Annotated in this window: 31 protein-coding genes and 1 tRNA gene; 17 read left to right on the forward strand and 15 right to left on the reverse strand. The window is 71.7% G+C overall.

The genetic code is table 11. From position 1 onward, the window contains the following. Positions 1-81 carry an integrase core domain-containing protein gene (locus AB0H37_RS38420; RefSeq protein ID WP_360614826.1) on the forward strand — a complete coding sequence of 27 codons (81 nt, stop codon included), beginning with the start codon at positions 1-3 and terminating at the stop codon, positions 79-81. 10 nt (positions 82-91) lie between these two features. Here AB0H37_RS38420 and AB0H37_RS38425 read toward each other — a convergent pair whose 3' ends face one another. Next, complete coding sequence (locus tag AB0H37_RS38425) at positions 92-481, reverse strand: cupin domain-containing protein (protein ID WP_360617569.1); 390 nt, start codon at positions 479-481, stop codon at positions 92-94. Positions 482-557: 76 nt separating this feature from the next. Between AB0H37_RS38425 and AB0H37_RS38430 the strand changes: the two genes are divergently transcribed. From AB0H37_RS38430 to AB0H37_RS38440, 3 genes are all read left to right on the forward strand, one after another. Beyond that, positions 558-1,505 (forward strand): helix-turn-helix domain-containing protein, encoded by a 948-nt coding sequence (locus AB0H37_RS38430; RefSeq protein WP_329098461.1) that lies wholly within the window; start codon positions 558-560, stop codon positions 1,503-1,505. An 85-nt stretch (positions 1,506-1,590) separates the two neighbouring features. Continuing rightward, a complete protein-coding gene (locus tag AB0H37_RS38435; protein ID WP_360617571.1) occupies positions 1,591-2,094 on the forward strand; it encodes a SigE family RNA polymerase sigma factor in 504 nt (167 codons plus the stop codon). Next, positions 2,091-2,936, forward strand: coding sequence for a hypothetical protein (locus AB0H37_RS38440; RefSeq protein ID WP_360617572.1), 846 nt, complete (start codon positions 2,091-2,093; stop codon positions 2,934-2,936). The genes AB0H37_RS38435 and AB0H37_RS38440 overlap by 4 nt, the downstream gene beginning before the upstream one ends. A 35-nt stretch (positions 2,937-2,971) precedes the next feature. Here AB0H37_RS38440 and AB0H37_RS38445 read toward each other — a convergent pair whose 3' ends face one another. The 3 genes from AB0H37_RS38445 to AB0H37_RS38455 all read right to left on the reverse strand — a co-directional run bounded on the left by AB0H37_RS38445 (position 2,972) and on the right by AB0H37_RS38455 (position 4,654). Next, on the reverse strand, positions 2,972-3,478 hold the full coding sequence (locus AB0H37_RS38445) for an OsmC family protein (RefSeq protein ID WP_360617574.1): 507 nt from the start codon (positions 3,476-3,478) through the stop codon (positions 2,972-2,974). 136 nt (positions 3,479-3,614) lie between these two features. Beyond that, complete coding sequence (locus AB0H37_RS38450; protein WP_229810066.1) at positions 3,615-4,127, reverse strand: GNAT family protein; 513 nt, start codon at positions 4,125-4,127, stop codon at positions 3,615-3,617. Positions 4,128-4,189: 62 nt separating this feature from the next. After that, positions 4,190-4,654, reverse strand: a complete 465-nt coding sequence (locus AB0H37_RS38455; protein ID WP_360617575.1) for a MarR family transcriptional regulator — start codon at positions 4,652-4,654, stop codon at positions 4,190-4,192. An 88-nt stretch (positions 4,655-4,742) separates the two neighbouring features. Here AB0H37_RS38455 and AB0H37_RS38460 point away from each other — a divergent pair, with 88 nt between their 5' ends. Continuing rightward, positions 4,743-5,126 carry a nuclear transport factor 2 family protein gene (locus AB0H37_RS38460; protein WP_360617577.1) on the forward strand — a complete coding sequence of 128 codons (384 nt, stop codon included), beginning with the start codon at positions 4,743-4,745 and terminating at the stop codon, positions 5,124-5,126. A gap of 13 nt (positions 5,127-5,139) precedes the next feature. Here the strand turns inward: AB0H37_RS38460 and AB0H37_RS38465 are convergent, their stop codons facing one another. Beyond that, entirely contained in the window at positions 5,140-5,931 is a 792-nt protein-coding gene (locus AB0H37_RS38465; RefSeq protein ID WP_329097430.1) for an SDR family NAD(P)-dependent oxidoreductase, read from the reverse strand. 78 nt (positions 5,932-6,009) lie between these two features. Continuing rightward, complete coding sequence (locus AB0H37_RS38470) at positions 6,010-6,786, reverse strand: alpha/beta hydrolase (RefSeq protein WP_329097432.1); 777 nt, start codon at positions 6,784-6,786, stop codon at positions 6,010-6,012. A gap of 162 nt (positions 6,787-6,948) precedes the next feature. Here AB0H37_RS38470 and AB0H37_RS38475 point away from each other — a divergent pair, with 162 nt between their 5' ends. After that, entirely contained in the window at positions 6,949-7,803 is an 855-nt protein-coding gene (locus AB0H37_RS38475; RefSeq protein ID WP_329097434.1) for a helix-turn-helix transcriptional regulator, read from the forward strand. Between the two features lie 6 nt (positions 7,804-7,809). On the opposite strand, the gene AB0H37_RS38480 is transcribed toward AB0H37_RS38475, so the two are convergent. Next, positions 7,810-8,931 (reverse strand): class I SAM-dependent methyltransferase, encoded by a 1,122-nt coding sequence (locus tag AB0H37_RS38480; RefSeq protein WP_360617579.1) that lies wholly within the window; start codon positions 8,929-8,931, stop codon positions 7,810-7,812. 17 nt (positions 8,932-8,948) lie between these two features. Here AB0H37_RS38480 and AB0H37_RS38485 point away from each other — a divergent pair, with 17 nt between their 5' ends. Further along, positions 8,949-9,320, forward strand: coding sequence for a YrdB family protein (locus tag AB0H37_RS38485; protein ID WP_360617580.1), 372 nt, complete (start codon positions 8,949-8,951; stop codon positions 9,318-9,320). A gap of 16 nt (positions 9,321-9,336) precedes the next feature. Here the strand turns inward: AB0H37_RS38485 and AB0H37_RS38490 are convergent, their stop codons facing one another. Both AB0H37_RS38490 and AB0H37_RS38495 read right to left on the reverse strand, forming a co-directional pair. After that, positions 9,337-10,194 carry a helix-turn-helix transcriptional regulator gene (locus tag AB0H37_RS38490; protein ID WP_360617582.1) on the reverse strand — a complete coding sequence of 286 codons (858 nt, stop codon included), beginning with the start codon at positions 10,192-10,194 and terminating at the stop codon, positions 9,337-9,339. A gap of 157 nt (positions 10,195-10,351) precedes the next feature. Continuing rightward, positions 10,352-11,002, reverse strand: coding sequence for a DUF4097 family beta strand repeat-containing protein (locus tag AB0H37_RS38495; protein WP_360617583.1), 651 nt, complete (start codon positions 11,000-11,002; stop codon positions 10,352-10,354). Between the two features lie 245 nt (positions 11,003-11,247). Here AB0H37_RS38495 and AB0H37_RS38500 point away from each other — a divergent pair, with 245 nt between their 5' ends. Both AB0H37_RS38500 and AB0H37_RS38505 read left to right on the forward strand, forming a co-directional pair. Further along, positions 11,248-12,636, forward strand: a complete 1,389-nt coding sequence (locus AB0H37_RS38500; RefSeq protein WP_360617584.1) for an MFS transporter — start codon at positions 11,248-11,250, stop codon at positions 12,634-12,636. A gap of 9 nt (positions 12,637-12,645) precedes the next feature. After that, positions 12,646-13,401, forward strand: coding sequence for an SDR family oxidoreductase (locus AB0H37_RS38505; protein WP_360617585.1), 756 nt, complete (start codon positions 12,646-12,648; stop codon positions 13,399-13,401). 70 nt (positions 13,402-13,471) lie between these two features. Here the strand turns inward: AB0H37_RS38505 and AB0H37_RS38510 are convergent, their stop codons facing one another. After that, positions 13,472-13,834 carry a nuclear transport factor 2 family protein gene (locus AB0H37_RS38510; protein ID WP_179831384.1) on the reverse strand — a complete coding sequence of 121 codons (363 nt, stop codon included), beginning with the start codon at positions 13,832-13,834 and terminating at the stop codon, positions 13,472-13,474. A 179-nt stretch (positions 13,835-14,013) separates the two neighbouring features. On the opposite strand from AB0H37_RS38510, the gene AB0H37_RS38515 reads away from it, so the two are divergent. The 4 genes from AB0H37_RS38515 (at position 14,014) to AB0H37_RS38530 (ending at position 18,800) form a co-directional block, all read left to right on the forward strand. Continuing rightward, a complete protein-coding gene (locus AB0H37_RS38515) occupies positions 14,014-15,486 on the forward strand; it encodes an AlkA N-terminal domain-containing protein (protein WP_179831383.1) in 1,473 nt (490 codons plus the stop codon). Positions 15,487-15,496: 10 nt separating this feature from the next. Then, positions 15,497-16,006, forward strand: a complete 510-nt coding sequence (locus tag AB0H37_RS38520; RefSeq protein WP_179831382.1) for a methylated-DNA--[protein]-cysteine S-methyltransferase — start codon at positions 15,497-15,499, stop codon at positions 16,004-16,006. 75 nt (positions 16,007-16,081) lie between these two features. Next, entirely contained in the window at positions 16,082-17,233 is a 1,152-nt protein-coding gene (gene dnaN / locus AB0H37_RS38525; RefSeq protein WP_360617587.1) for a DNA polymerase III subunit beta, read from the forward strand. A gap of 373 nt (positions 17,234-17,606) precedes the next feature. Beyond that, positions 17,607-18,800, forward strand: a complete 1,194-nt coding sequence (locus AB0H37_RS38530; protein ID WP_360617625.1) for an FAD-dependent monooxygenase — start codon at positions 17,607-17,609, stop codon at positions 18,798-18,800. A gap of 52 nt (positions 18,801-18,852) precedes the next feature. On the opposite strand, the gene AB0H37_RS38535 is transcribed toward AB0H37_RS38530, so the two are convergent. Continuing rightward, the gene (locus tag AB0H37_RS38535) at positions 18,853-19,416 is read right to left on the reverse strand and encodes an XRE family transcriptional regulator (RefSeq protein WP_360617588.1); all 564 of its coding nucleotides are present in this window, start codon (positions 19,414-19,416) and stop codon (positions 18,853-18,855) included. Positions 19,417-19,733: 317 nt separating this feature from the next. Between AB0H37_RS38535 and AB0H37_RS38540 the strand changes: the two genes are divergently transcribed. The 3 genes from AB0H37_RS38540 to AB0H37_RS38550 all read left to right on the forward strand — a co-directional run bounded on the left by AB0H37_RS38540 (position 19,734) and on the right by AB0H37_RS38550 (position 21,992). Next, complete coding sequence (locus AB0H37_RS38540) at positions 19,734-20,405, forward strand: phenylalanine--tRNA ligase beta subunit-related protein (protein ID WP_229810062.1); 672 nt, start codon at positions 19,734-19,736, stop codon at positions 20,403-20,405. Beyond that, complete coding sequence (locus AB0H37_RS38545) at positions 20,405-21,280, forward strand: EamA family transporter (RefSeq protein WP_329098464.1); 876 nt, start codon at positions 20,405-20,407, stop codon at positions 21,278-21,280. The genes AB0H37_RS38540 and AB0H37_RS38545 overlap by 1 nt, the downstream gene beginning before the upstream one ends. Before the next feature lie 208 nt (positions 21,281-21,488). After that, positions 21,489-21,992, forward strand: coding sequence for a hypothetical protein (locus tag AB0H37_RS38550; RefSeq protein ID WP_360617590.1), 504 nt, complete (start codon positions 21,489-21,491; stop codon positions 21,990-21,992). Between the two features lie 112 nt (positions 21,993-22,104). On the opposite strand, the gene AB0H37_RS38555 is transcribed toward AB0H37_RS38550, so the two are convergent. The 3 genes from AB0H37_RS38555 to AB0H37_RS38565 form a co-directional block, all read right to left on the reverse strand. Next, positions 22,105-22,192 (reverse strand) — tRNA-Ser (locus AB0H37_RS38555). Positions 22,193-22,202: 10 nt separating this feature from the next. Next, positions 22,203-22,640 carry a tRNA adenosine(34) deaminase TadA gene (gene tadA / locus AB0H37_RS38560; RefSeq protein WP_360617627.1) on the reverse strand — a complete coding sequence of 146 codons (438 nt, stop codon included), beginning with the start codon at positions 22,638-22,640 and terminating at the stop codon, positions 22,203-22,205. Between the two features lie 37 nt (positions 22,641-22,677). Further along, a complete protein-coding gene (locus AB0H37_RS38565) occupies positions 22,678-23,115 on the reverse strand; it encodes a tRNA adenosine deaminase-associated protein (protein ID WP_329097450.1) in 438 nt (145 codons plus the stop codon). Positions 23,116-23,300: 185 nt separating this feature from the next. Here AB0H37_RS38565 and AB0H37_RS38570 point away from each other — a divergent pair, with 185 nt between their 5' ends. Further along, on the forward strand, positions 23,301-24,620 hold the full coding sequence (locus tag AB0H37_RS38570; protein ID WP_360617591.1) for an alkaline phosphatase family protein: 1,320 nt from the start codon (positions 23,301-23,303) through the stop codon (positions 24,618-24,620). Positions 24,621-24,644: 24 nt separating this feature from the next. Here the strand turns inward: AB0H37_RS38570 and AB0H37_RS38575 are convergent, their stop codons facing one another. Then, positions 24,645-25,130, reverse strand: a complete 486-nt coding sequence (locus tag AB0H37_RS38575) for a tRNA adenosine deaminase-associated protein (protein ID WP_179831377.1) — start codon at positions 25,128-25,130, stop codon at positions 24,645-24,647. Between the last annotated feature and the right edge of the window lie 130 nt (positions 25,131-25,260).

A 25,260-nucleotide genomic window follows, 5' to 3' on the forward strand; every position in this document is an offset into this window, starting at 1 on the left:
CTGGAGCACTACAACACCAAACGCCCCCACTCAGCCCTGGGCGGCAAGCCACCCATCACCCGACTGTCACCAAGATCATGACCGAGTACAGCTAGTCGAGCGGCCGCCCTGTGGTCGCGTCGACGTGGTGCGGCACGTCCTCGTGCCGGTCGCCGACGCTCAACGTCCCGGTCGGCTCGAACATGAGGACCGAGGCCCCGCCCGGGGCGGACGGCTTGTGCTCGATGCCGCGGGGGACGACGAACACCGCGCCCCTGGGCAGCGTCACGGCACGTTCGCCCCCTTCTTCGCGGAGCGCGATGGTCAGTTCGCCGTCGAGCACCAGGAAGAACTCGTCGGTGTCGTCGTGGGCATGCCAGAGATGGTCACCGGCGACCTTGGCGACGCGGACGTCGTAGTCGTTCACCCGCGAGACGATGCGCGGGCTCCAGAGGTCGGTGAAAGTGGCCAGCGCGGACTGCAGATCGATCGGTTCGCTCATCTGACCACTGTCTCGATTGGCCCCGGTCCAGCGTGAGTGCTAGGAATCGCATATGTCGCAAGGTTCCTCGCACCGTGTGGTGATGATCGTCGACAGGGGCTCGAACCCGTTCGAGATGGGCGTCGCGACGGAGCTGTTCGGCTTGCGCCGACCCGAGTTGGGCATCCCGTGGTACGACTTCACGCTCTGCGCGCCCGGCCCGGTGGCGATGCACGCGGGGATGTTCACGATGTCGGGGATTCCGGGGCTGGAGGCGGTCGAAGGGGCCGACACGGTGATCGTCCCAAACCGTCCCGACCCCGACAACGCCCCTGACGAGAGGGTCCTCGCCGCGATCCGGGGGGCCGCCGCCCGAGGCGCGCGCCTCGTGAGCTTCTGCACCGGCGCGTTCACCCTCGCGGCCGCCGGCGTGCTCGACGGCCGTCCGGCGACCACCCACTGGCGCTGGGCCGATCTCTTCCGGGCCCGCTTCCCGTCGGTGCGGCTCGAACCCGGGGTGCTGTTCGTGGACGACGGTGACGTGCTGACCGCCGCGGGCAGTGCCGCCGCGCTCGACCTGGGCCTGCACCTCGTGCGCCGCGACCACGGCGCGGAGGTCGTCAACGCCGTCAGCCGCCGCCTGGTCTTCGCCGTGCACCGCGACGGCGGCCAGCGGCAGTTCGTCGAACGTCCCGTCCCCGCGATCCCGGACACCTCGCTGGCGCCCGTCCTGGCCTGGGCACAGGAGCACCTCGATCAGCCGCTGACCGTCGCCGACCTGGCCGCCCGGGCCGCGACCAGCGCCGCCACCCTGCACCGCCGCTTCCAAGCCGAACTCGGCACCACACCGCTGGCCTGGCTGAACGCCGAGCGGGTCGCGCTGGCGTGCAGGCTCATCGAGAGGGGCGAACTCAGGCTGGAGGCCGTCGCGCGTGCCAGCGGCCTGGGCACCCCCGCCAACCTGCGCACCCGGCTTCGCCGCCAGACCGGCCTCAGCCCGTCCGCCTACCGCGCCCGCTTCGCCGCATCGAGACCCGAGGTCTGAACCGCGACCGCGCGAACAACGCCCCGTCCGCCATTGACCGGTCATTCCTGCCAACCATCCGTGCTCCCTGAGGCGTTCAATGGGCGTGAGTGAACCGACGCAGGAAACCGCGTACGTCACGTTCGCGGCCGCCGCGTGGAAACGCCATCACGGCCTGGCCACGTTGCTGACCGGCGACTCCCACCGCGGCGAAGAACTTCTCCAGGACTGCCTGGTGAAGCTGTACGTGCGCTGGCGCCGGGTGGCGGACGGCGATCCGGACGCCTACCTGAAACGGATGCTGGTCAACGGCAACGTCAGCTGGTGGCGGCGCAGACGGCGCGAGTTGCTGACCGAGGCCCCCGAACGGCTCGACGCACGCTCCAGCTCCCCGCGGGAACCGGACGACGAGCTGCGCCGTGCGCTGCTCGCCCTGCCCCGCCAGCAGCGCGCGGTCGTCGTGCTGCGCCACTACGCCGACATGACGGAGGCGGCGACCGCCGACCTCCTCGGATGTTCCGTCGGCACCGTCAAGAGCCAGCACTCCCGGGCGATGAAACGGCTCCGTTCCACGCTCGCCCTTCCGCAGACCGAGGAGATCACACGATGAGCGAGGAACGGCTGACCCGGATGCTGCGGTCGGCGACCGACGGGCACCCGATCACCGACGCGCCGATCGAGACCCTGATGCACCGCGGCCGACGCGCCAGGCGCAGGCGCCGCACGGCCGCCGGCGCGGTCGGCACCGGCGCGATCGCCCTGGTCGTGGCCGCCGCCACCGTCGGCGGGAACCTCGTCTCCGGCGACGACGGCCGCCGCACGATCACCCCCGGACGAGAGAGCGGCGTCACCCTGGCCGCGGCGACCGAGGCGACGGCGAGCACGACGTTCCACGTGAAACTCACCTGGACGCTGAGCTCGCGCGGCCGGCGTGAAACGGTGGAGACCTATCAGGGCGCCTTCGACGCTCCCAACCGGCGCGGCTACCTGCGCGGACCCGGATCGGTGCCGATGGAGCAGCGCTTCATCGGCGACGAGTGGTACGTGCGGCGCGGTGAGACATGGCGCAAGCTCGACCGCGGCCTGCGCGGGTTGACGCGCGGCACCACCGGCCCGCAGGAGCTGACCGCCGACCCCGGCCGGATGCTGCGGATGCTGGCCACCTTCGGAACGGTGACACCTCAGGGCCGTGCGGGCAGCGGGGAGACGGCGGTGCAGGTCTACGCCTTCTCCCACGCCGCCCGTCCCTCCGAGGGTTCGCCCGCCGGGACCCGGATCACCGGGACGGTGACGGTCGGGACCGCCACCCGCAAGATCCAGAAGATCGTGCAGACGACCGTCATCACCAGCGCGGACCCCGAGATCGCCGACCGGGACCCCGTCCGCTTCACCGCCGTCACCGAGCTCTCCGACTACGGGACGCCGGTGCAGGTCACGCGTCCGTCCCCGTAGGCGGACGGCGCAGGCTCGGGGACGGTGGGACGTCGTCAGCCGGCGCGGGAGGTCACCGTGAGCTCGGGGGAGGACGCCAGGGTCTGCAAGACGACGCAGTACCGCTCGGTCAGCCGCAGCAGGGTGGCCATGTCCTCCTCCGAGGCGTCGGTGTCGAGCTCGAACCGCAGCCGGATGGCGCGGAAGCCGACGGGCGCCTCCCGGTCCACGGCGAGCGTCCCGCGGAAGTCCAGGTCGCCTTCCGCGCTGACCGTCCCGCCGTGGACGTCCAGCTCCAGGGCCGTCGCGACCGAGCGCAGCGTCACCCCGGCGCAGGCGACCAGCGCCTCCAGCAGCATGTCGCCGGAGCACAGCAGGGTGCCGTCGCCTCCGGCCGCCGGGTGCAGCCCGGCCACCGCCAGCGCCCGTCCCGTCTCCACCGAGCAGGTGACGCCGTCCTCCAGCGTCCCGGCGGCGCTCAAGGTCACCACCGCGGATCCGGGATCCTCCCGGTAGCGCTCCTTGAGCGGCTTCTGCAACTCGCGAAGCTCTCGGCTCTCCATCAGGCCCCCATCCGATCGCGGAACGTCTCCCCGGTGCCCGTCCCAGCGAGCCTAACGCCGCGAGCAGCGGCATTCATCGCCCGCCCAGAGGCCTTGGCGCTCGCCCCGTCGTCTTGGCGGGGTTTCCGAGGATGCGTCAGCGGGCGGGGCGTTCGTAGATGAGCTCCCGGCCGTCTTCCTCGTCCCATTGCTCGCCCACGTGGGTGAAGCCCTGACCTGCGATGGTGGCCAGGGACGCCTCGTTGTCAGGGCTGATCGTGGCGCGGACGGTGGTGACGGACGGTTCGGCGGCGGCGCGGGCCAGGAGGGCGGCGAGCATCGCGCGGGCGTAGCCCCTGCGGCGGTGGGCGGGGTCGACGGAGTAGGCGATCACGACGGTCCCGTTCTCGTCCGGAGCGCTGTGGAAGCCCGCGTGGCCGACCACCACGCCTTCCGGTTCGGTGACGGCGGCCCGGACGATCCAGGGGGCGTGGGACGGGTCGCGGTCGAGTTGGGCGAGGCGGAAGCGCCACAGGTACTTCGCGTCGTCGGTGGTGAAGTAGTCGGTGAGGGGCACTCCGGCGACCGCGCCGGCGCCCTCCAGGTCGTCCTCCAACAGGGCTTTCATCGCGGCGGGCGGCAGTTCGGCGAAGCGGATGGCAGGCGGCACGGGCGGCTCCTCGGGTCGGGGGGCGATCACTCTATGTTGGGTGCCCCAATGATCGCCACCGATTATCCGGGCTGGCGGCTCTCGGCGTGGTGGTCGACGACGCGGGTCAGCAGTTCGGTGAGACGGGTGCGTTCGTCCGGTGCGAGGGGGGCGAGCAGGTCGTCCTGGATGCGGGTGACGACCTTCTCCAGTTCCACCAGGTGGAGGGAGCCCTCCGGGGTGAGCGTGACGACGTTGCGGCGCCGGTCGGACGGGTCGGGGGAGCGGTCGACCAGGTTCTTGGCGGCCAGCTCGTTCAGGGCGGCGACCACGTCGCTGCGGTCGATGCCCGAGCGGCGGCCGAGGTCGGCCTGGCTGGACGGGCCGTACTCGTCCAGGGCGGCGAGCAGCCGGTAGTGGTAGCCGCGGGCGCCGGCGGCGGTGAATCCCTCGGCGACCAGGCGGTGGCTGTGCGCGGAGGCCAGGTTGATCAGCCAGCTCGGGGTGTGCCGGAGCCGCGTGGGCGTCCGGCCGTCGGACGGCGTCATGCGGTCCAGTGTAGGGGTTGTTGGCTCGGCCAACGATCGTTTATTGTTGGACCTGCCAATGTTGGTATCGCCAATGAAATGGGGAACCGTGGACGACCGTGCTGAACTCTCCGATCTCGTCAGCCGTCTGGGGTTGTGGCTGGACGACAAGAGCCCCGGCGACGGGCGGGCCCTCTTCGCCGAAGGCGCCGAGGCGCACACCCAGGGCGGGGTCGCGAAGGGGATCGACGCCCTCGTCGCGCAGGCGCGCCGGAACCACACGGTGCCGACCCAGCACTTCATCACCGATCCGCTCATCGATGTGGACGGCGACCAGGCCGCGATCGGCGCGAACCTCCTGGTGGTCTTCGCCCGGGAGGACGGCCTGCGCCTGCTCGGCGAGCGCTACGAGCTGCGCGCCGTCCGGACGGCGGAGGGATGGCGCATCACGCGGGTCGAGGCCCGTCCCATCTGGGAGGCCGTGAATCTCTGAGTCCCGCGCTGGTTCAGGGGGACGTGAGTTCGTCCGAGATGGTTTTCAGGCGGGCGCGAGCGTTGGAGTCGTATGCCTGGGCGTTCGCGCGCGCTTCCTGGAGCCCGTCGAAGAAGCGGCCGGACACGTCGTCCAGGGCGGGGTCGGTGATGAGGCGGCGCGTCGCCCGGACGCCCTCCTCCAGGGTGCTGAGCGGCGTGACCACGATCTTGGTCGGCATGTAGGTGGCCGGATGCAGGGCGTTCGCGGTGACGCCCGTCCCGGCCAGCTCGGCGGCGAGGTCGATCGTGAACAGGATCTGGGCGAGCTTGCTCTGGTAGTACGCACGCATCGCGGTGTACCCACGGGTGATCATCACGTCGTCGAGGTCGACGGCCTGCTGGCCGAGGCTGCTGACGTTGACGATCCGCGCCGGCGCGGATGCGATCAGGGTGGGCAGCAGGAGCCGGGTGAGCAGGTAGCCGGACAGGTAGTTCACCTGGAACGTCAGCTCGTGGCCGTCCGCGCTCTCCTCCCGCGGGCCCTCGGCGGAGCCGATCCCCGCGTTGTTGACGAGGACGTCCAGGCGCGGGTGGTCGGCGCGGACGGCCTCGGCGAGCGCGCGGGTCTCGGCCAGCGAGGACAGGTCGGCGCGGTACCAGGAGGCCTTGCCGCCGATCTCCCGGAGGGTCGCCTCGCCGCGCCGGTCGTCGCGTCCGTGGACGAGGACCGTGGCGCCTTCGGAGGCCAGCTCGGCGGCCAGGGCGCGGCCGAGCCCGTCGGTCGCGCCCGTGATGAGAATGGTCTGCTGTTCGATGGGACGCATGTTCTCCATGGTGCCCGGTGCGCACGGTAACCGGGCTCCGCCCAGCCGGGCACCTGGCTGAGCGGCCCGGAGCGGCGGTCAGGGGCGTTCGAAGAAGTCCCGGACGAGCTTGACGAACTCGTCGGGCCGCTCCGCCATCGCCACGTGGCCGGTGTCGAGTTCGGCGTACTCGCTGCCCCGGATGCCCGCGAACAGCTCCCGGTGGTTCTCGACGGGGATCGTCTGGTCGCGGGTCGCCCCGATGACCAGGGTGGGCGCCGCGATCCGGGGCAGTAGCGCCCGGATGTCGAGCCGCTTGACGAGGTCGATCTGCCGTACCCGGTCGTCGTTCAGGCCCATGAACGCATGCTGCTGCTCGACCGCGTCATGCCCGATCTGGTTGAGGAACGCGCGGCTCAGCGCGGTGAGCGTCGCGAACCGTCCGAAGCCCTCCGGGTCGCCGGCGAGGTCCAGCCAGAGGGTCATGTGCTGCTGGACGTACTCGTCGCCCGCGTGGGACAGCCCCGCCACGGGCACCAGCCGCCGGACGAGGTCGGGGCGCAGCGCCGCGGCCGCCGCGACGGTCGGGGCGCCGAGCGAGAACCCGACCACGTCGGCCGGGCCCGCGCCGGTGTCCTCGATCACGGCGTTGACCTGCGCGCCGAGTGCCTCGATGGTGATCGGAGAGCCGTCGTCCTCGGCGGGGTCGCTGCCGGAGAGGTCGGGCAGGACGACGGTACGGTGATCGGTGAAACGGTCGAGCAGCTGGTCCCACATGCCCGAACCGGGCCCGACGCCGTGCACGAGGACGAGGACGGGCCCCGAGCCCTCGACGCGGTAGGGGACGGTGGCGTTTCCAACGGTGAGCTTCGGCATGACGGGCCGTCCTTATCGGTGTCGTTCCTTTTCGGTGTCGTTCCTGGACGACCTCGACGCTGCCAGCGCCCGGCCGCGATGAGGAGCGGACGGCTTTGGCTAGGACAACGGGTCCCAGTCTCAGATCTACGGACATTCCGGACGGGGCGGAATCATGGGGGCATGGAGATGGACCGCAAGGAGCTCGCCGACTTCCTCCGCCGCTCCCGCGAGCGGCTCCGCCCGCAGGAGGTCGGGCTGACGGCGGGCCCGCGGCGCCGGACGCCGGGGCTGCGCCGTGAGGAGGTGTCGCTGCTCGCCGGCATGTCGGCGGACTACTACATGCGCCTTGAGCAGGCCCGCAGCCCGCAGCCGTCCACCCAGCTGCTCGGCGCGCTGGCCCGCGCGCTGCGGCTCACGATCGACGAGCGCGACCACCTGTACGTCCTCGCCGGCCACCGCCCGCCCGCCGGGCCGTTCGCGGGCGAGTACGTCCGGCCGAGCATGCTGTACCTGCTGGACCGGCTGCACGAGACGCCGGCGCAGATCATCGGCGATCTCGGCGACCTGCTGGCCCAGAACGCGCTGGCCGAGGCCCTTTTCGGGTGCGTCTGCACGGTGGAGGAGCCCGACCGGAATATCGTGTGGCGGTGGTTCACCGACCCGTTCGTCCGGGAGGCGTACCCGGAGGAGGAGCACGAGCCGCACGGCCGCCGGCATGTCGCCCTGCTGCGGGCCGCCGTCGCGCGCCGGGGCAACGACGCGGCCGCGTCCGCCCTGGTCGAACGGCTGCACGCGGCCAGCGGCGAGTTCACCCGGGTCTGGGACCGGCACGAGGTCGCCGTCGAGCGCACCAGCCGGATGAAGGTCGTGCACCCGGAGGTCGGCCTCATCGAGTTCGACACCGAGGCGCTGCTGACCCCGGCCGAGGACCAGCGGCTCGTCGTCTTCACGCCGCCGCCCGGCACCGGCAGCATCGAGTCCCTCGACCTGCTGCGCGTCATCGGTCCCGAGACCGCGCACCGCAGCCACCGCTGAGCGGCGTCACCCGGCGGTGAGCCGCCACAGGGACGTGGTCTCGGCGGCGCGGGCCGCGTGGAGGGGGTCGTCGGGATCGGCGGCGCGCGGGTGGCGCGGGGCGGTGTCGAGCCTGCCCGCGACCCGCAGGCCGGACGAGGCGATCATCTCCAGGAGCTCGTCCCGCGTGCGGAGGCCCAGGTGTTCGGCCAGGTCGGACAGGATCAGCCATCCCTCCCCGCCCGGTTCGAGGTGGTCGGCGAGGCCGGACAGGAAACCGCGCAGCATCCGGCTGCCCGGATCGTAAACGGCGTGCTCCAGGGGCGTGCTGGGCTTGGCCGGGACCCAGGGCGGGTTGCAGACGGCCAGACCGGCGCGTCCGTCCGGGAAGAGGTCGGCTTGGACGACCTCGACGTTCACCCCCAGACGGTCGACGTTCTCTTGGGCGCAGACCAGCGCACGCGGATCCTGGTCAGTGGCGACGACGTGCTCGATGCCACGACGAGCCAGAACCGCCGCCAGGACGCCCGTACCGGTTCCAACGTCGAACGCCGTTTTCGTCGGGGGAAGCGGTGCCTCGCCCACCAGATCGACGTATTCGCCCCTGATCGGTGAGAAGACGCCGTAGTGCGGGTGTACGCGGTCGCTGCCCAGCGCAGGAATCGGGACGCCCTTCTCACGCCATTCGTGTGCGCCGATCAGGCCGAGCAGTTCTCGCAGTGAGGTGATGTAGGGCTGGTCGTCCGTCCCGTAGGCCTCCGTACAGGCGTCCTGGACGTCTGGTGCTCGCCGCAGCGGAATCACGTGACCGGGGTCGAACGGTATGAGCAGCATGCCGAGCGTCCGCGCGCGCTGGGCGCGCGCCTGCCGGTACAGGTGGAACGCCTGGGCGCGGTCCGGTTCGGGTTTGTGCCTGCGCCGCCGTGGGGGACGGTCGATCCGGCGCGCCATGGCCTTGAGAAGCTGCCGCGCGTTCTGGAAGTCGCCGCGCCACAGCAGCGCGGTGCCCTCGCACGCCAGGCGGTAGGCGTCGTCCGCGCGCGTCTCGTCGTCGGCGACCACGACGCGGCGGGGCGGCGGCGCGCCGCTCTCCGACCGCCAGCGGACGCGATGGTCCCGGCCGTCCTCCCGCCAGGAGATCTCGTCCACAGAGGTACCGTATCGGCGTGCGTCTACCTGGGCCATTGCATGCCCTCAACGAGGGGCTCGCCTTCCTGCTGGAACTCGCCGCCATCGCCGCGCTCGCCTGGTGGGGCTTCACGGCGGGCGGGAACGTGCTGGTGAACGTCGTCCTCGGGGTCGGGGCGCCCGCCGCGGCGATCGTCCTGTGGGGCCTGTTCGCCGCGCCACGGGCCCGGTTCACGATCGCGCTGCCGCTCGTCCTGTTGGTGAAGGCCGCCGTGTTCGGTGCGGGCGCGCTCGCCCTCGCTGGCGTCGGCCACGCCACGGCCGCCGTAGCCTTCGCGGTGATCGCCCTGCTCAACACCGCCCTGGCGACAGTCGACCGTGACGCCCACTTCCGCGCGGCCGCCGGGTGAGCCGGCACCGGCCGTCCTAGGCGAGGTCGGCGCTGGAGAGGTGTGTGGACGTCTCGGCCAGCTTGCGCAGGGCCGCCTCTGAGGCCGAGCCCGGTTCGGCCGCGTAGAGCATGAGGCGGCTGAGGTCGGGGTCGCCGGGCAGGTGAAGGGTCTCGAACGGAAGGACGAGCCGTCCCACCTCGGGATGGTCGATACGGGCCTCGCCGTGCGTCAGGTCCGTGACGTGGTGCGCCGACCACAGGCGGCCGAACTCCGGGCTCCGCTCCCGCAGGCAGTCGATGACCGCGCGCAGGTGCGGGTCGTCCGGATCCTGACCGGAACGGAAGCGGAGGTAGGCGGCGTTGCGGCGGGCCACCGTCGGCCAGTTGTCGCCGAGCCGGGCCTTGTAGTCGGGGTTCAGGTGGATCTGGTGCGACCAGGTCCGCTCGTCCGGCGGGACGTTCGCCAGGTCGACGAAAACGGCGGCGGTGAGCCGGTTCCACGCGACCACGTTCGTGTAGTGCCCGACGACGTACGCGGGCGCGTGCGTGAACGAGTCGAGCAGGTGCTGCAGCGGTGCCCGCAGGCGCGGAGGCGCTGTGGCGGGCGCGCGGCGCGGCGGGTGGGCGAGCCGGTGCAGATGGGCGTGCTCGTCGCCGTCCAGCCGCAGTGCCCGCGAGATCGCGTCCAGGATCTCAGTGGACACGCCGTCGGCCGTCCCCTGCTCCAGCCTGATGTAGTACGCGACGCTGACACCGGCGAGCTGCGCGAGCTCCTCGCGCCGCAGCCCGGGGACCCGCCGCCGCGTCCCGTACGTGGGGAGGCCGGCGTCCTCGGGACGCAGCCGCGCCCGCCGCGACTTGAGGAACTCGCCGAGCCGGCCATTGCGCGCCATGCCGCCGAGGCTATCCGGAGCCGCCTCGCGCGCACGCCCGCGCCATCCGCGTGCTCGCGGCGAGCAGCCTGCTGGACCAGGCGCACGCCGCCCGGTACTCGGGCAGGCTCGACCGCGCAGGCCCTGTTCGCGAACGCTATGGCCTGAGGACCGCGGGTCAGGCGGTCCTGGTGGTGATGTCGCCGTTGCTGGTGCTGACGTCGAGCCGGTACTCGGCGGACGGGTCGTTCGGGATGCCGAGCCGCCGGTCGCCGTCGCCGGTGTGCGTGCTCACGCGGTAGCGTCCCGCGGGCATGGTGACCGTGACCTCGCCGTTGTCCGTCTTGGCGCGGACGTTCTGCGGCGAACCGGGCGTCAGGGCGACGTCGCCGTTGGACGTCTCGGCGTCGACGCCGCCCTTGAGGTCGCTCCCCCGGATCTCGCCGTTGTCCGTCCTGACCTTGATCGGGCCCGCGGCGCCGTTCAGGCGGACGGAGCCCGAATCGGTGGACACGTCCACCTTGCCCACCTTCGACAGGGTGATGGAGCCGTTCGAGGTGCCGCCGGACACGGGGAGGCCCGCCGGGAGTTCGACCGTGTAGCTCACCGAGCAGTGCGAGCCGCAGCCGCGCAGCGTCAGGACACCGTTCTCGATCCGGTACGTGGGCCCCTCCGGCTTGTCACCGCGGTGCTTGACCTTGCGGTGCAGGGACGTCTTGGACGAGCCACCGTGCAGCGTCACGCTGCCGGAACCTATGTGGTCCATTCGCACAGCGGTGACTTTGCCCTTCAGCGTGGCGTCGTCCTCGTAGGTTGAAGCGAAGGCCACGTCGCATGCGCTGAGTGCGGTCACGCTGACTGCGGCTAGGGCGAGGGCGAAAACCTTGCCACGCACGGCAATCCTCCTGGTCGGTCTGGCTGAACGCTGCTGAGCCTAAGGAGACGGTCACCGGAAGGCCGTCACGCCAGGGAGCCAGGTTGGTTCTCCCCCGCAGGTCGCTGAGCCTGCTACCGGGAGTGGTACGAACGAGCGGGGACTGGGTAGGCGCGTCCGGCGCGGCGAGAGTCTCTGCCATGACCGCCCTCACCACCGCCGTGTCCGCTCCTCCAGAGCGGATGTCGTCACGGCACAAGCTGGTTCTGACACTCCTGCTCGGCGCGCAGTTCATGCTCGCCATCGACTTCTCCATCCTGAACGTGGCGCTGCCCGTCGTCGGCAGAGGACTGGGCTTCGGACTGGACCAGCTCCAGTGGATCGCCACGGCGTTCGCCCTCCCCGCCGCCGGATTCACGTTGCTGTTCGGTCGCGTGGCCGATCTGGCCGGACGGCGCCGGATGCTGCTCGCGGGCATGGCGCTCCTGGCCGCGGGGTCGCTGGTCGGTGGGCTGGCCACCACACCGGCGATGCTGCTCACCGGACGCGTCCTGCAGGGCCTGGCCACGGCGATCGCCACACCGGCCGCCCTGTCGCTGCTCACCACGTCGTTCCCGGAGGGGCCGCTGCGGACGCGTGCGCTCGGGCTCAGCGGCGCGCTGATGTCGGCCGGGTTCACCGTCGGCGCGATCCTCGGCGGGGTGCTGACCGACCTGCTGAGCTGGCGCTGGGCCTTCCTGGTCAACGTGCCGGTGGCGGTGCTGATCTTCGCGGTCACGCCCGTCGTGGTCGCGGAGAGCCGGTCCCGGGACGGGGCGCGGCTGGACGTTCCCGGCGCGGTGACCGTGACCGGCGGCCTGCTCGCCCTCGTCTACGGGATCACGTCCGCAGGTTCGGCCGGATGGGGCTCCCCCGCCGCGCTCGGCGCACTGGTCGCCGCCGCCGTCCTGCTCACCGCGTTCATCCTGGTCGAACGGCGGTCGCCGGCTCCGCTCGCGCCGCTGAACGTCCTCACCCGGCGCACCGTCACCTGGGGCAACGTGGGCGGCTTCGTCGCGTTCGCCACGGAGACGTCGCTGGTGTTCCTGATGACGCTCTACCTCCAGAAGGTCCTGGGCTTCTCGCCGCTGGCGACCGGGCTGGCGCTCGGCGTCCTCGGCGCCGGGACGTTCGCCGGAGGCGTCGCCGCGCCCCGGGTCATGCGGCGGCTCGGCGGCCCGGCCACGCTGGTGTCCGGACTCGTCCTGCAGGCCGCGGCCACCGCCGCGCTGCTGGGCCTCGGGGAGTCGCGCGGCGCCCTCGGCCTGCTGCTCGCCGCCACCGCGATCGGGGGATTCGGGAACCTTGTTGCGATCGTCGCGTTCATGGGGATCGCGACGTCCGGGTTGCCGGACCGCGAGCAGGGCCTCGCGACCGGGCTCGCCACGATGACGCAGCAGGTCGCGATCACCCTCGGCATCCCCGTGATGAGCGCCGTGGCCACGGCGAACGCGTCCGTCATCGGCGGCGTCCACACGGCGACGGCCGTGAACATCGCGATCGTCCTCGCGGGCGCGGCCCTTGCCGGGTCGTTCCTGCGGCGCTCGTAGGGGACCGCCATGGACCTCGAACTCGACGGCAGGGTCTACATCGTGACCGGCGCGTCCGCCGGGATCGGCGAGGCGACCGCCGCCCTCCTGGCCCGCGAGGGCGCCCAGGTCGTCGGGGTGGCGCGCTCCCCCGTCGACGTGGCCGCCGACCTCACCCGGCCCGACGCCGCCCAGCACGTCGTGGACGTCGCGCTGGAACGGCACGGCCGCCTGGACGGCCTCGTCAACAACGCGGGCGCCCTCGAATCCCGGATCGGGTTCCTCGACGTCACCGACGCCCAGTGGCACGCGACGTTCGAGCTGAACCTGCACGCGGCCGTGCGCATGGCCCGCGCCGCACTGCCCGCACTCATTGACCAGGGAGCGGGAAGCATCGTGCACGTCGCAAGCGAGGCCGCACGTTTTCCCGACACGCCACTGGTCGACTATGCGGCGTCCAAGACGGCGCTCCTGTCGGTGTCCAAGACGCTGGCGGGGGAGTTCGGGCCCTGCGGAGTCCGTTCCAATGTCGTCACGCCCGGCCCGACCCGCACGCGCTTGTGGGACGAGCCCGGAGGGTTCGCCGACCAGTTGGCCGACCAGTACGGCCTACCGGTGGAGGAGGCGATCCAACGATTCGTCCAGGACGAACGGCGGCTCCCCACCGGACGTCTTGGCACGCCCCAGGACGTCGCACGGGTCATCACGTACCTGCTGTCACCGTTGGCCGCCCAGGTCACCGGTGCCGAATGGACCGTGGACGGGGGAGCGCTACGGCAACTGTGAACGGGGCGTGCCGGACGTCACGGGCGTCCGGCACGCCGCCCCCGTCGGTACGGACCGGCAACGGCCCGGGTCAGGCCGGCACCTTGTCGAGGAACCCGGTCACCCGGTCGAACCGGCCGTCGTCGTCGAACGTCGCCACGTCGAAGCCGACCACGATCGCCTCGCCGCCCTCCGGGCCGAGCTCCCAGGTGAAGCGGGCCACGTTGTGGTGGGCGTCCACCGTCCCCGCCGCGCGGAACACCAGGCCGGGGAACTGCTGCTGCGCGGCGCCGACGAACGCGTCGATCGCGTCGCGCCCCTCCGCCACGCCGAGCGGGTCGACGTAGACCGGGCTCTCCGTCCACAGCTCGTCGATCGCCGCACGCCGCGCGTCCGCGTCGGTCTCGTTCCACACGGCCAGGTAGCGCTCGACCCGCTGCTGCACATCGCTCATGGCATGACTCCCATCTGATCTTTCGGGATCGTTCGCCCCGATGACCTCTACGCTGCCGGGTCCGCGGCGGAAGATCGATTACCTGGGACGTCATGCCCGCGCGTCCGCTGACCTGGACCGCGACGATGATGTCGGATTCCTGCCAGTGAAGACCCCTGACCATCGGTGATGCTGGAGGCATGCACGAGGACGTGGAAAGGTGCGTGCGGGCCTTCCAGGCGAAGGACGCCCGCTTCGACGGATGGTTCTTCGGCGGGGTCGTGACCACCGGGATCTACTGTCGCCCAAGCTGCCCCGTGGTGCCGCCCAAGCCGGAGAACATGCGCTTCTACCCGAGCGCTGCCGCCGCCCAGCAGGCCGGGTTCCGAGCCTGCAAACGGTGCCGTCCCGACACCTCCCCCGGCTCCCCGGAATGGAACCACCGCGCGGACGTCGTCGCCAGGGCCATGCGCCTCATCGCCGATGGCGTCGTCGACCGGGAGGGCGTTCCCGGCCTCGCGGCACGGCTCGGCTACAGCACGCGGCAGATAGAGCGCCAACTCAACGCGGAACTGGGCGCGGGCCCGCTCGCCCTGGCACGGGCCCAGCGCGCGCAGACGGCGCGGCTGCTCATCGAGACGACACCCCTTCCCATGGGCGACGTGGCGTTCGCGGCGGGGTTCGCCAGCATCCGCGCCTTCAACGACACCGTCCGGGGGGTATTCGCGCTCACCCCGTCCGCCCTGCGCGACCGCGTCGCCAAGGGGCATCCGCCCGCCGGGTCCGGTGCCCTGTCGCTGCGGCTGCCGTTCCGGGCCCCGCTGTGCCCCGACAACCTGTTCGGGCACCTCGCCGCCACCGCCGTCCCCGGTGTCGAGGAGTGGCGGGACGGCGCGTTCCGCCGCTCCATGCGGCTGCCCCACGGGCACGGCATCGCCACCCTGCGGCCCCAGCCGGACCACGTCGCCTGCACGCTCAGCCTCAGCGACCTGCGCGACCTCCCCATCGCGATCAGTCGCTGCCGTTGGATGCTCGACCTGGACGCCGATCCCGTCGCCGTGGACGACCTCCTCCGCGCCGACCCCGTCCTCGCGCCGCTCGTCGACAAGGCCCCGGGGCGCCGCGTGCCCCGCACCGTGGACGCCCCGGAGTTCGCCGTCCGTGCCGTTCTCGGCCAGCAGGTCTCGACGGCCGCGGCACGCACCCACGCGGCGCGCCTGGTCACCGCCTACGGCGACCCCATCGACGACCCAGGCGGCGGGCTGACGCACCTCTTCCCGACCCCCGCCGCCCTGGCCGGACTCGACCCGGAGTCCCTCGCCTTCCCCAAGACCCGCCGCACGACCCTGATGACCCTGGTCGATGCCCTCGCCCAAGGGGAGATCGACCTCGGCGTAGGGAGCGACTGGGACGAGGCCCGCGCGCGCTTGTCCGCCCTACCCGGCTTCGGGCCGTGGACCGTCGAGACCATCGCGATGCGCGCCCTCGGCGACCCGGACGCGTTCATCCCTGGCGACCTGGGCATCAGGGCCGCCGCCGCAATGCTCGAACTTCCCGTCACCCCTGCGGCGCTCACCCGGCGCGCCGCACAATGGCGACCTTGGCGCGCCTACTCCGTCCAGTACCTGTGGGCCACCCTCGACCACGCCATCAACCTGCTTCCCGCGAGCTGAAGGAACCGCTGTGGAAACAACGCACGTCGTCATAGAGAGCCTCGTAGGCCCGCTCACCTTGGTCGCCACCGACGGCGCTCTGTCCGGGCTCTACATGGAGATGCAGCGGCACCGTCCGTCCCAGGAGACCTTCGGTGCCCCGGGCGACCCCGAAGACGAACCCTTCGCGACCGTCGCCGAACAGCTCACCGCGTACTTCGCAGGCGACCTGACCGAGTTCGACCTGCCGCTCCGCCTCCACGGAACGCCCTTCCAGGAGCGCGTCTGGGCCGCCCTACAGGAGATCCCCTACGGCCAGACCATCACCTACGGCGAACTCGCCGTCGAGATCGGCAGCCCGTCCGCGTCCCGTGCGGTCGGCCTCGCCAACGGGCGCAACCCGGTCGGCGTCATCGTCCCCTGCCACCGCGTCGTCGGCTCCACCGGCTCGCTCACCGGCTACGGCGGCGGCCTCGACCGCAAGCGCTACCTCCTCGACTTCGAGCGCAAGGTCCGGGCCACGGAGAACGCGCTCTTCTGACCCTCGCAGAGGAATGTCGGAGCCCCGGGTTACCGTGCACGTGATGGCCGTCGAACCCGAGAAGGGCTGATCAAGGTGGAGTTCCGAGTCGAGCGCCAGACGTTCGCCGACGCGGTGGCGTGGGCCGCGCGGACGCTGCCGTCGCGTCCCGCGCTCCCCGTCCTCGCGGGCATGCTCATCGAGGTCACCGAGCAGGGCGAGCTCACCCTCGGCGCGTTCGACTACGAGGTGTCCGCCCACGCCACCGACGAGGCGGCCGTGGCGGAGCCGGGCCGCGTCCTCGTCCCCGGGCGGCTGCTGTCCGACATCGTGCGCAACCTCCCGAACCAGCCCGTGGACGTCTTCACCAAGGGCTCCGAGGTCGTCGTCCGCTGCGGCCCGGCCGAGTTCGGCCTCCTGACGCTGCCCGTCGAGGACTACCCCACCCTCCCCGAGCCGCCCGCCCGCGCCGGCACCGTCCCCGGCGAGCTGTTCGCCGCCGCCGTCGCGCAGGTCAGCCCGGCCGCCGGACGCGACGACACCCTGCCCATGCTCACCGGCGTCCGGATCGACATCGAGGGCGACACGATGTGGCTCGCCTGCACCGACCGGTACCGCATCGCCGCCCGCGAGCTGACCTGGTCCCCCGAGGAGCCCGAGTTCACCGCCGGCGTCGTCGTCCCCGCCCGCACCCTCGCCGACACCGCCAAGGCGATCAAGCGCGGCGCGGACGTCTCCATCGGCCTCGGCGGCACCGCCGACACCCTCATCGGCATCTCCGGCGGCGGCCGCAGCATGACCAGCCGCCTCCTCGACGACCAGTACATCAACTACCGGTCCCGGCTCACCGGCACCTGGACGTCGGTCGCCGAGATCCAGGTGGCCCCCTTCGTCGAGGCGATCAAGCGCGCCGCCCTCGTCACCGAGCGCGGCACCCCGATCCGGCTGGCCTTCACCGCCGACGAGGTCCGCATCCGCGCCGCCACCGGCGACTCGGCACGCGCCAACGAGAGCGTCGGCGCCCACCTCGACGGCGACGACATCGACATCGCGTTCGCCCCCCAGTACCTGCTGGACGGCCTGGCGGGCATCGACACCGAGTACGCCCGCCTCGAATGCACCGGCCCCACCAAGGCCGCCCTTCTCACCGCCATCCCCGAGAAGAAGGACGACGAGCCCGACGCGGCCACCGAGGGCGCGGACACCGGCTACCGCTACCTGGCCATGCCCGTCCGCCTCACCAGCTAGCCCGAGCATCTGCGGCCCCTGCCCCAACCTCTCCAGCGGCCACCTTCACACGCGTCCTCCGTGCACGTCCCGCATATGCGCACGCTCGCCGCGCGTGCGGGCGCCTTTCCGGCCGTCTGCCTGTCTGGACTGGAGGCGACGGGTCGTGTGGCCCGCCGTGGAGGTGTTGGACGCCGCCCGGGCGGCGAGGGCGCAGAGGGCGAGTGCCGCGCGAGGCCGTGGGACCGATCCGGTGGCGCCGGCGGCACCCCTGACGCGCCCCGACCAGGGGGCCCTCTCGGTCGTCCGGAGACCTCTCGTTTTGACTTGAGAGACATAGGCCCAAGAGAATACTCTTAATTAGAGATACTCTTTCTTGGAGGTCAATGTGCGGATGCTCATCGCCGGCGGGGGCGTGGCGGGGACGGTCGCCGCCCTAGCGGCCGCGAAGGCGGGCCTGGAACCGGTGATCTACGAGGCGTACGAGCGCAGTGCCGGGCTGGCGCACGGCGTCTACCTGACCGTTGCGGTCAACGGAATGGACGCGCTGCGCGCGGTGGACGCCGACCACGTCGTCACCTCCGCCGGCTTCCCGTCGGCTCAGATCAGGTTCTTCAGCGGGACCGGCAAACCGCTTGGCGCTCTGCCGATCGGCCCGGTCCTGCCCGACGGGACCGCCACGCACACGCTCCGCCGCTCCGACCTCTACGACGGCCTCTACCGCGAAGCGGTGGCGCGGGGAGTGCGGATCGAGCACGGCAAGCGGCTCGTCGGCGCCGAGCGGACCAACCGCGGCGCCGTGGCGCGTTTCGAGGACGGCACCACCGCGGAGGGCGACCTCCTGGTCGGAGCCGACGGCGTGCACTCGGTTGTCCGCCGGGCCGTCGACCCCGCCAATCCGGACCCGCGCTACAGCGGTCTCGGCAACACCGGCGGGTTCACCCGCGCCGCCCGGATCGACGCCGAGCCCGGCGACTACAACATGATCTGGGGCAGGAAGTGCTTCTTCGGCTACACCGTCAGCCCCGAGGGAGAGGTCTGGTGGTTCGCCAATCCGCCCAGCACCGCCGAGCGTTCCCGCGCGGAGCTGCGCGCTCTGAGCACCGACCGGCTGCGCGCCGAGCTCGTCGAGCTGCTCTCCGCCGACCGGACAGTGGGCGCCGAGATCGTCAAGGCCACCGACGGGGACTTCGGCATCACCAACCAGTACGACCTGCCGCACGTCCCCACCTGGCACAACGACGCGATGGTCGTCATCGGCGACGCCGCCCACGCCGTCTCGCCGTCGTCCGGCCAGGGCGCCTCCCTCGCGGCCGAGGACGCCGTCACGCTCGCCCGCTGCCTTCGTGATCTCCAGGACGTGCCGAAGGCACTGGAGACCTACGAGCGGCTGCGCCGGGAAAGGGTGGAGCGCATCGCCGCGTGGGGCGCCCGCATGAACAGCACCAAGAAGCAGGGGCTCGTCGGCCGGGTCCTCCGCGACCTGGTCGTCCCTGTCTTCCTCAAGAAGGCCGCCAAGCCCGAGGCGATGGCGAAGACGGCCTGGGTGCACCACCACCACATCGACTGGGACGCGCCGGCCGCCTGATCACCCTGCCCCCGCGGGCGGTGGACTGTGGGCCGGTCCGCCCCGCCGGGGGTCAGAGATCGAGGACGGCTAGGACGAAGCGGACTTCCTCTTCCCCCGCGTTGCCGTAGGAGTGGGGGCGGTCGCCTACGAAGACGGCGGCCGTGCCGGCCTCGATGAGGTCCGTTCGGCCGTCCACGCCCAGGGTGAGCGCACCCTCCTGGACGTACACGATCTCCTTGGTGCCAGGTACGTGAGCGTCGCTCTCGCGCGTCTCGCCGGGCTGGAGCACCCAGTTCCACAACTCCAGCGACGGCCGCGGGTCGCTCCCGGCCAGCAGCGTTCCCGTCCCGCCGCGCTCGCCCTGCCACAGCACGACGTGCCGTTCCGGCCGGAACATCCGCACCGGAGGCTCCTCCTCGACCTGCACGAGCCGGGTGAGCGGCACCCCGAGCGCGTCGGAGATCCGGATGAGCGTCCCCAGGTTCGGGTTGCCGCGCCCCTGCTCCAGGCCGACCAGCACGCCCTTGCTCACCCCCGCGCGCCCGGCGAGCTCGTCCAGGCTCCATCCGTGCCCGGCACGCAGGGCCCGCACCGTCCGCGCCACGGCCTCGCCGATCGCCTCCTGCCCGCTCAAGCGCCCTCCAGCCGCCTCGTCCCGGTCCGCCGCCCGCCAGTCTCCCGCACTCCGAGGCGCGCCGACGTCGCGCGCTCCGGCATCAGCCACGTGGAGTGCGGCCGGCCAAGGGCCGCGGACCCCGCCGAGCGCCTCGACCGCACCCTCAATGACGGCGGTGAGATCGCCGATGCGTGGGACGACCTCCCGGAGGAGATCAAGACGTCAGGTCCGCCGCCGGGACTGGAATCCGTGCGGCCGGACGTTGCACCATTTTGGACGGCCACGGACGGTCGGTATGATGATACGCGGATGTCATTAAAGTGACCGTGCGGAGGATGCGGATGCTGGAGCGGATCGTGGTGGACGAGGCCGTGCGGGAGCTGCGTCCCGATTTCGCCGTCCTCGTCATGACCGCCGAGGGACTGGAGAACGGTCCGAGCGACGAGGTCGGCGAGGGATGGCTGGCCGAGGCGGCGAAGGCGGCGGACGCTGACGATCCGCACGTCGAGGCGTGGCGCGAGGCCTACCGGGCGTTCGGGGCCAAGCCGCAGCGCACCCGGCCCTCGGTGGACGCGCTGCTGCGCCGCGCCGACGCGCTCCCGTCCATCAACAGGGTCGTGGACGCCTACAACGCGGTGAGCGTCGAGTACGCGCTGCCCATCGGCGGCGAGGACCTGGACGCCTACCGGGGCCCGGCGCGGCTGGTCAGAGCCACCGGCGACGAGCCGTTCGACGTGATCGCCGGCGGTGAGCCCGCGGTCGAGCACCCGAACCCCGGCGAGGTCGTCTGGCGGGACGACCAGGGCGTCACCTGCCGGCGCTGGAACTGGCGCCAGTGCGTCCGGACGCGGCTGACGGAGACCACGAAGAACGGCCTGTTCCTCCTCGAACGCCTTGAGCCGTACCCCCTCGACCGGCTGGCCGAGGCGGGCGACCGCCTCGCGGACCGGCTGCGGACGATCTCGCCCGGGGTACGGATCGAGACCAGGCTGATCGGCGGGCGGTGATGGTCACGGTTCTCGCCCTGGCCGCCGCCCTCGCCTACGGGGTCGCCGACTTCCTCGGCGGAACCGTGACCCGCGGGTCGACCGCGATCAGAGCGCTGACCTGGTGCGTTCCGATCGGGCTGGCGGTCGTGCTGGTGTCGGCGCTGCTCACCGGCGGGGACGTGAGCCCCGGGCCGATGGCCTGGGGGTTCGTGGCCGGCCTCTGCGGCGGCGGCGGGCTGATCGCGTTCTACCGGGCCCTCGCGCGGGGACCGATGAGCGTGGTGGCGCCGGTGTCGGCGCTGGCCGCGGCCGTGATCCCGGTGGCCGTGGGCGTCGCTCAGGGCGAGCGGCTGGACGCGTCCGTTCTGCTCGGCGTCCTGCTCTGCCTCGTCGCGATCGGCCTGGTCAGCATGGAGGCCGGCGGGGAGAAGGAGCCCGCCGCGGGCTCGGGCGGGCGGCGGCTCCTGGACTCGGGTCCGGTGATGGCCGGCCTGTCCGGCAGCTGCTTCGGTGTCTTCTTCGTCCTGCTGAACGAGGCGGGGGACGGCACCGGGCTCTGGCCGATCGTCGGCGCCCGCCTCGGCAACCTCGCCATCGTGGTCGTCGCGCTGCTGTTCCTGGCGGCCCGCGGCGGCAACGCGGGCCCGAAGCTGTCCGGACGGACGCTGATCGTGCTCGCGCTGCTGTCCGGCAGCCTGGACGCGGGGGCGAACGTGCTGTACTTCCTCGCGGTCCACAGCGGCATGCTCAGCCTCGCGGCCGTCCTCACGTCCCTCTACCCGGCGATCACCGTCCTGCTGGCGAGAGTCGCCTACAGCGAGCGCCTGCGGGCCGTCCAACGCGTCGGCATGGCCGTCGCCGTGGCCGGTGTCGCACTCGTCACGGTCGGCTGAGAACCTTCGTCCGCCTCATATCAAGCCAAGGTGACCTGGACGCGAAGTCTTGTCCGCCGACCGCCCCTTGAAATCAGCAGCCCTCTGCATTCCGGACTAATTCGCTGGCCAATCTGGACTGCCCGTAATTTGTGATAAGATTGGTTCCGTGTGCTGACACGCACCATGTGCATCGGCGGATGAGTGTCTTGTCATCCCGGGGGTCTGTGTGGACGAGTCCCGCCGCATCGTCGCTTGGACGGGCATCGCCGCCGCGGTCATCAGCGTCCTCATCGGATTCAAAGAGCTGACCGGCGTGAACCTGCTGGAAGCGATCTCGAAGAAATCTCCATCCGCTCCCGCCGCGCCGCCGCCCGTGGACATTCCCGGAGGGAACCGTGGCGCCCATCGCCCGACCACTGCGGCTTCTCCGGATCCGCCGCGATTCAGGACCGTGTCGATCGAGTTCCGCGGACCGTGCGACAAATATTCCGGCTGCAACGTCGGCGGAACTTTTCGAAACTACGGCGGCCAGGGAGGGGCGGCCGTCATCTTCTACGTGAAGTCGAGCCACCTCAAATGGCTGCTCGCGCAATGCTCGGTCACGCTGCCCTCCACCGGGCACCTCGAAACGGCGACCGTCTGGTGTAATGCGAATAATGGCCATCTGTACAATTACATGACCAACTACACCGGTGAAATAAAATTGCAGGCCTGGGTCGACAACCCTTGAGCGGTCGGAGCAGGTCTCTCGGGCTCGCAGGCAGAGAAGGCCGGCCAGGGGCTGGAGGGTGCCCGGCAAGCGCGAAGGCCGCCGGCCCGGGGTCGGGCGGCGGCCTTCGTGGTGGCGGTGGTGGTGGGATTCGAACCCACGGAAGCTTGCACTTCACACGCTTTCGAGGCGTGCGCCCTCGTCCACTAGGCGACACCACCGCGGGAGAGCCTACCCGACTCTGCGGCGCGCGAAGAACTCGATAAGCGGGGCGGCGCACTCCTCGGCCATCACCTCGGCGATCACCTCGGGGCGGTGGTTGAGGCGCCGGTCGCGGACGACGTCCCACAGCGATCCGACCGCGCCCGCCTTCGGGTCGACCGCGCCGTAGACCACGCGGTCCAGCCGGGCCTGGACGGACGCCCCCGCGCACATCGTGCAGGGCTCCAGCGTCACGACGAGCGTGCAGCCGGACAGCCGCCAGCCGCCGAGGACCGCCGCCGCCCGCCGCATCGCGACGATCTCCGCGTGGCCGGTCGGGTCGGCGGTCCGCTCGCGCTCGTTGCGGCCCGCTCCGATGATCTCGCCGGACGCGTCCAGGACGACGGCGCCGACCGGGATCTCGCCGTCCGCGGCCGCCTCGCGGGCCGCGTCCAGGGCCCTGAGCATCGCCGGCCGGAACGTCGCGACGACCGGATCGCGCGCGTCAGTCACGGAGGTGGTCGAACTCCTCGCCGAATCCGGCCCGCTCGGCGACGACGAGGAGCGCGTCGCCGGGCAGGGAGCGCTCGCCGAGCTCGCCGAGCCGCTTGGCGTCGACCCCGAGATCTTCGAGCAGGGACGCGTCGCCCGCGGCGTCGCCGTCCGGCACCTCGCCGACGAGCTGCTGGAACAGCGAGCCGAGCCCGTCCTCGCGGACGGCGGAGATGTAGGGGCGCGGCTCGTCGTTGCCGTCGAGCCGGACGATCGCGAACCAGTCGTCGTCCTGCTCGACCAGCAGCACGACCGGGTCGCCGTAGGACTCGACCGCGGCCTCCCGCATCAGGTCGGCGACGTCGTCGACGCTCTCCGCCTCGTCGAGCACGGCCTCGGCCCCGACCCAGCCCTGGGGGGTCTGCGCGAACACGGCGGCGAAGTAGGACACGTGCTCATTGTGACCCAAACGGTCTGTCCGCTCACACCCCCCTGTGCGCGGGAATCGGCGGCTGGGTGCCCGGAAGCGGTTGTGAATAAACTTCGCGTCTTGTCCGGTGACGGACGCCCGGCGTCCTTCCCCCGGTTCACGCGAGTCCGCATACTGCTCAGCGATCGCGATCCGGGAGGAGTGCCATGGGTGCGGACGAACTGACCAGACGCGGGTTTCTGGCGGGGACAGCGGGCGCCGCGGCGGTCATCGCGGCGGGCGCCGCCTCCGGGTCGTCCGCCCAGGCCCACGCGGCGGAGCCGGCCGCCGCCAGGCGCGCCCCCGTCGCCGAGCTGCCCGATCCAGAAGAGTCCGGTATCGACCACATTGTCGTGGTGATGATGGAGAACCGGTCCTTCGACCACTACATGGGCTGGCTGCCCGGTGCCGACGGCCGCCAGGCCGGGCTCACCTTCACCGACGCCGACGGCAACGCGCACGACACCCACCACCTGAAGGTGCCGTGGGGGTGCGGCTTCAGCGACCCGGACCACTCCTACCAGGGCGGGCGAACCGAGTACAACGGCGGCAAGTGCGACGGATGGCTGCGCGCCGGCGACAACGACGTGTTCTCCATCGGCTACTACGAGGGCCCCGACCTCGGCTTCCACGGCCACGCCGCCCTCGACTGGACGGTCTGCGACCGCTACTTCCCGGCGATCATGTCGTCCACGTTCCCGAACCGGATCTTCCAGCACGCCGGGCAGACCGACCGGACCTCCAACTCGCTGACGATCTCCGAGACCACCACGATCTGGGACCGGCTCAAGGCCAGGGGGATCTCCTGCCGGTACTACTTCAGCGACGTGCCGTTCACCGCGCTGTGGGGCCTGCGGCACCTCGACATCAGCCGGAACATCGCCGAGTTCCGCGCCGACGCCCGCAACGGGCGGCTGCCCGCGGTCAGTTTCGTCGAGCCCGGCTTCCTCGGCGAACTGCTCCTGCCCGGCATGTCCGAGGACGAGCACCCGCTCGCCGACATCCGCTTCGGCCAGGCGTTCCTCAACGAGGTCTACACCGCGCTCGTCACCTCGCCGAACTGGCCCCGGACCCTTTTCGTCATCAACTACGACGAGTGGGGCGGGTTCTTCGACCACGTCCCGCCGCCGGAGGGACCCGACCCGCGGCCCGACCTCGGCACGGGGCTGCGCGGCTTCCGCGTCCCCTGCCTGCTGATCTCCCCGCGGGCGCGGCGCGGGGCCGTCGCGCACGAGGTCTACGACCACACGTCCGTCCTGAAGGCGATCGAGTGGCGCTGGGGCCTGGAGCCGCTGACCGTGCGGGACGCCGCGGCCCGCAACATCGCCGAGGTCCTGAACTTCACCGACCCGCCCGACACGCACGCGCCCCGCTACGACGCGAAGCGCCCGATCAGCCTCGGCTGCCTCGACCCCCAGCACAGCCACACCGGCGACGACTGGGCGGGTCTGAGCGACTACGCCCGGCGCAACGGTTTCCCCCGCTGACCGCCGGTCATGGCGGCGGGCGGGTCAGGGGACGGCGTCGAGGGCGCGTTCGAAGGCCGGGGCGAAACCGATGCGGCCGGCGATGCTGAGGAGCATCTCGTCCGGGTAGAGCTCCAGGTCGCCGGAGATCGCGCCGAGCTCCATCTCGTCCAGCCCGAGGTCGGCGAAGATCGACATGTCGCCGACCGGGAGGACCTGGTCGAGCTCCTCCTCGTCCGGGATGGGGATGTCCAGGTAATCCAGCACCTGGCGGGCGAGCGGCCAGTCGACCGAGGCGGTGACGTCCGACAGGAACACCATGACCTCGTCGCCGAGCAGGCGGATCGCGACGAAGAAGTCGTCGCCGACCGAGACCAGCCCGACCGTGCCGCCGAGGCTCGGCTGCTGGCGCAGGGCATGGATCAGCCCCGCGAGGTCCTCGGTCAGCGCGACCGGAAGGATCTCGGCCTCCCAGCGCTCGTCTTCCCGATACACCACAACGGCGAAGTCCGTCGCGTCCACATCCGTCATTTCCACCCCACCGGCACGTCTCCTGCCAGGGCATGGTCGCAGATGCGGCGCGCACGCGCGTGCCCCACCACCAAACTCGCCGCCGCACCCGGAGGTGAGACCGGGAGTCAGCGCCGATCACGGTGCCCGG

The sequence above is a fragment of the Actinomadura sp. NPDC023710 genome, from assembly GCF_040639875.1.
Classification (GTDB): Bacteria; Actinomycetota; Actinomycetes; order Streptosporangiales; family Streptosporangiaceae; genus Spirillospora; species Spirillospora citrea.

Excerpts from the sequence above, each read along its gene's own strand:
- AB0H37_RS38425 (WP_360617569.1), bottom strand. The coding sequence starts at position 481 with ATGAGCGAACCGATCGATCTGCAGTCCGCGCTGGCCACTTTCACCGAC.
- AB0H37_RS38440 (WP_360617572.1), top strand. The coding sequence starts at position 2,091 with ATGAGCGAGGAACGGCTGACCCGGATGCTGCGGTCGGCGACCGACGGG.
- AB0H37_RS38445 (WP_360617574.1), bottom strand. The coding sequence starts at position 3,478 with ATGGAGAGCCGAGAGCTTCGCGAGTTGCAGAAGCCGCTCAAGGAGCGC.
- AB0H37_RS38455 (WP_360617575.1), bottom strand. The coding sequence starts at position 4,654 with ATGACGCCGTCCGACGGCCGGACGCCCACGCGGCTCCGGCACACCCCG.
- AB0H37_RS38465 (WP_329097430.1), bottom strand. The coding sequence starts at position 5,931 with ATGCGTCCCATCGAACAGCAGACCATTCTCATCACGGGCGCGACCGAC.
- AB0H37_RS38470 (WP_329097432.1), bottom strand. The coding sequence starts at position 6,786 with ATGCCGAAGCTCACCGTTGGAAACGCCACCGTCCCCTACCGCGTCGAG.
- AB0H37_RS38475 (WP_329097434.1), top strand. The coding sequence starts at position 6,949 with ATGGAGATGGACCGCAAGGAGCTCGCCGACTTCCTCCGCCGCTCCCGC.
- AB0H37_RS38490 (WP_360617582.1), bottom strand. The coding sequence starts at position 10,194 with ATGGCGCGCAATGGCCGGCTCGGCGAGTTCCTCAAGTCGCGGCGGGCG.
- AB0H37_RS38500 (WP_360617584.1), top strand. The coding sequence starts at position 11,248 with ATGACCGCCCTCACCACCGCCGTGTCCGCTCCTCCAGAGCGGATGTCG.
- AB0H37_RS38505 (WP_360617585.1), top strand. The coding sequence starts at position 12,646 with ATGGACCTCGAACTCGACGGCAGGGTCTACATCGTGACCGGCGCGTCC.
- AB0H37_RS38510 (WP_179831384.1), bottom strand. The coding sequence starts at position 13,834 with ATGAGCGATGTGCAGCAGCGGGTCGAGCGCTACCTGGCCGTGTGGAAC.
- AB0H37_RS38515 (WP_179831383.1), top strand. The coding sequence starts at position 14,014 with ATGCACGAGGACGTGGAAAGGTGCGTGCGGGCCTTCCAGGCGAAGGAC.
- AB0H37_RS38530 (WP_360617625.1), top strand. The coding sequence starts at position 17,607 with ATGCTCATCGCCGGCGGGGGCGTGGCGGGGACGGTCGCCGCCCTAGCG.
- AB0H37_RS38540 (WP_229810062.1), top strand. The coding sequence starts at position 19,734 with ATGCGGATGCTGGAGCGGATCGTGGTGGACGAGGCCGTGCGGGAGCTG.
- AB0H37_RS38545 (WP_329098464.1), top strand. The coding sequence starts at position 20,405 with ATGGTCACGGTTCTCGCCCTGGCCGCCGCCCTCGCCTACGGGGTCGCC.
- tadA (WP_360617627.1), bottom strand. The coding sequence starts at position 22,640 with ATGCTCAGGGCCCTGGACGCGGCCCGCGAGGCGGCCGCGGACGGCGAG.
- AB0H37_RS38570 (WP_360617591.1), top strand. The coding sequence starts at position 23,301 with ATGGGTGCGGACGAACTGACCAGACGCGGGTTTCTGGCGGGGACAGCG.
- AB0H37_RS38575 (WP_179831377.1), bottom strand. The coding sequence starts at position 25,130 with ATGACGGATGTGGACGCGACGGACTTCGCCGTTGTGGTGTATCGGGAA.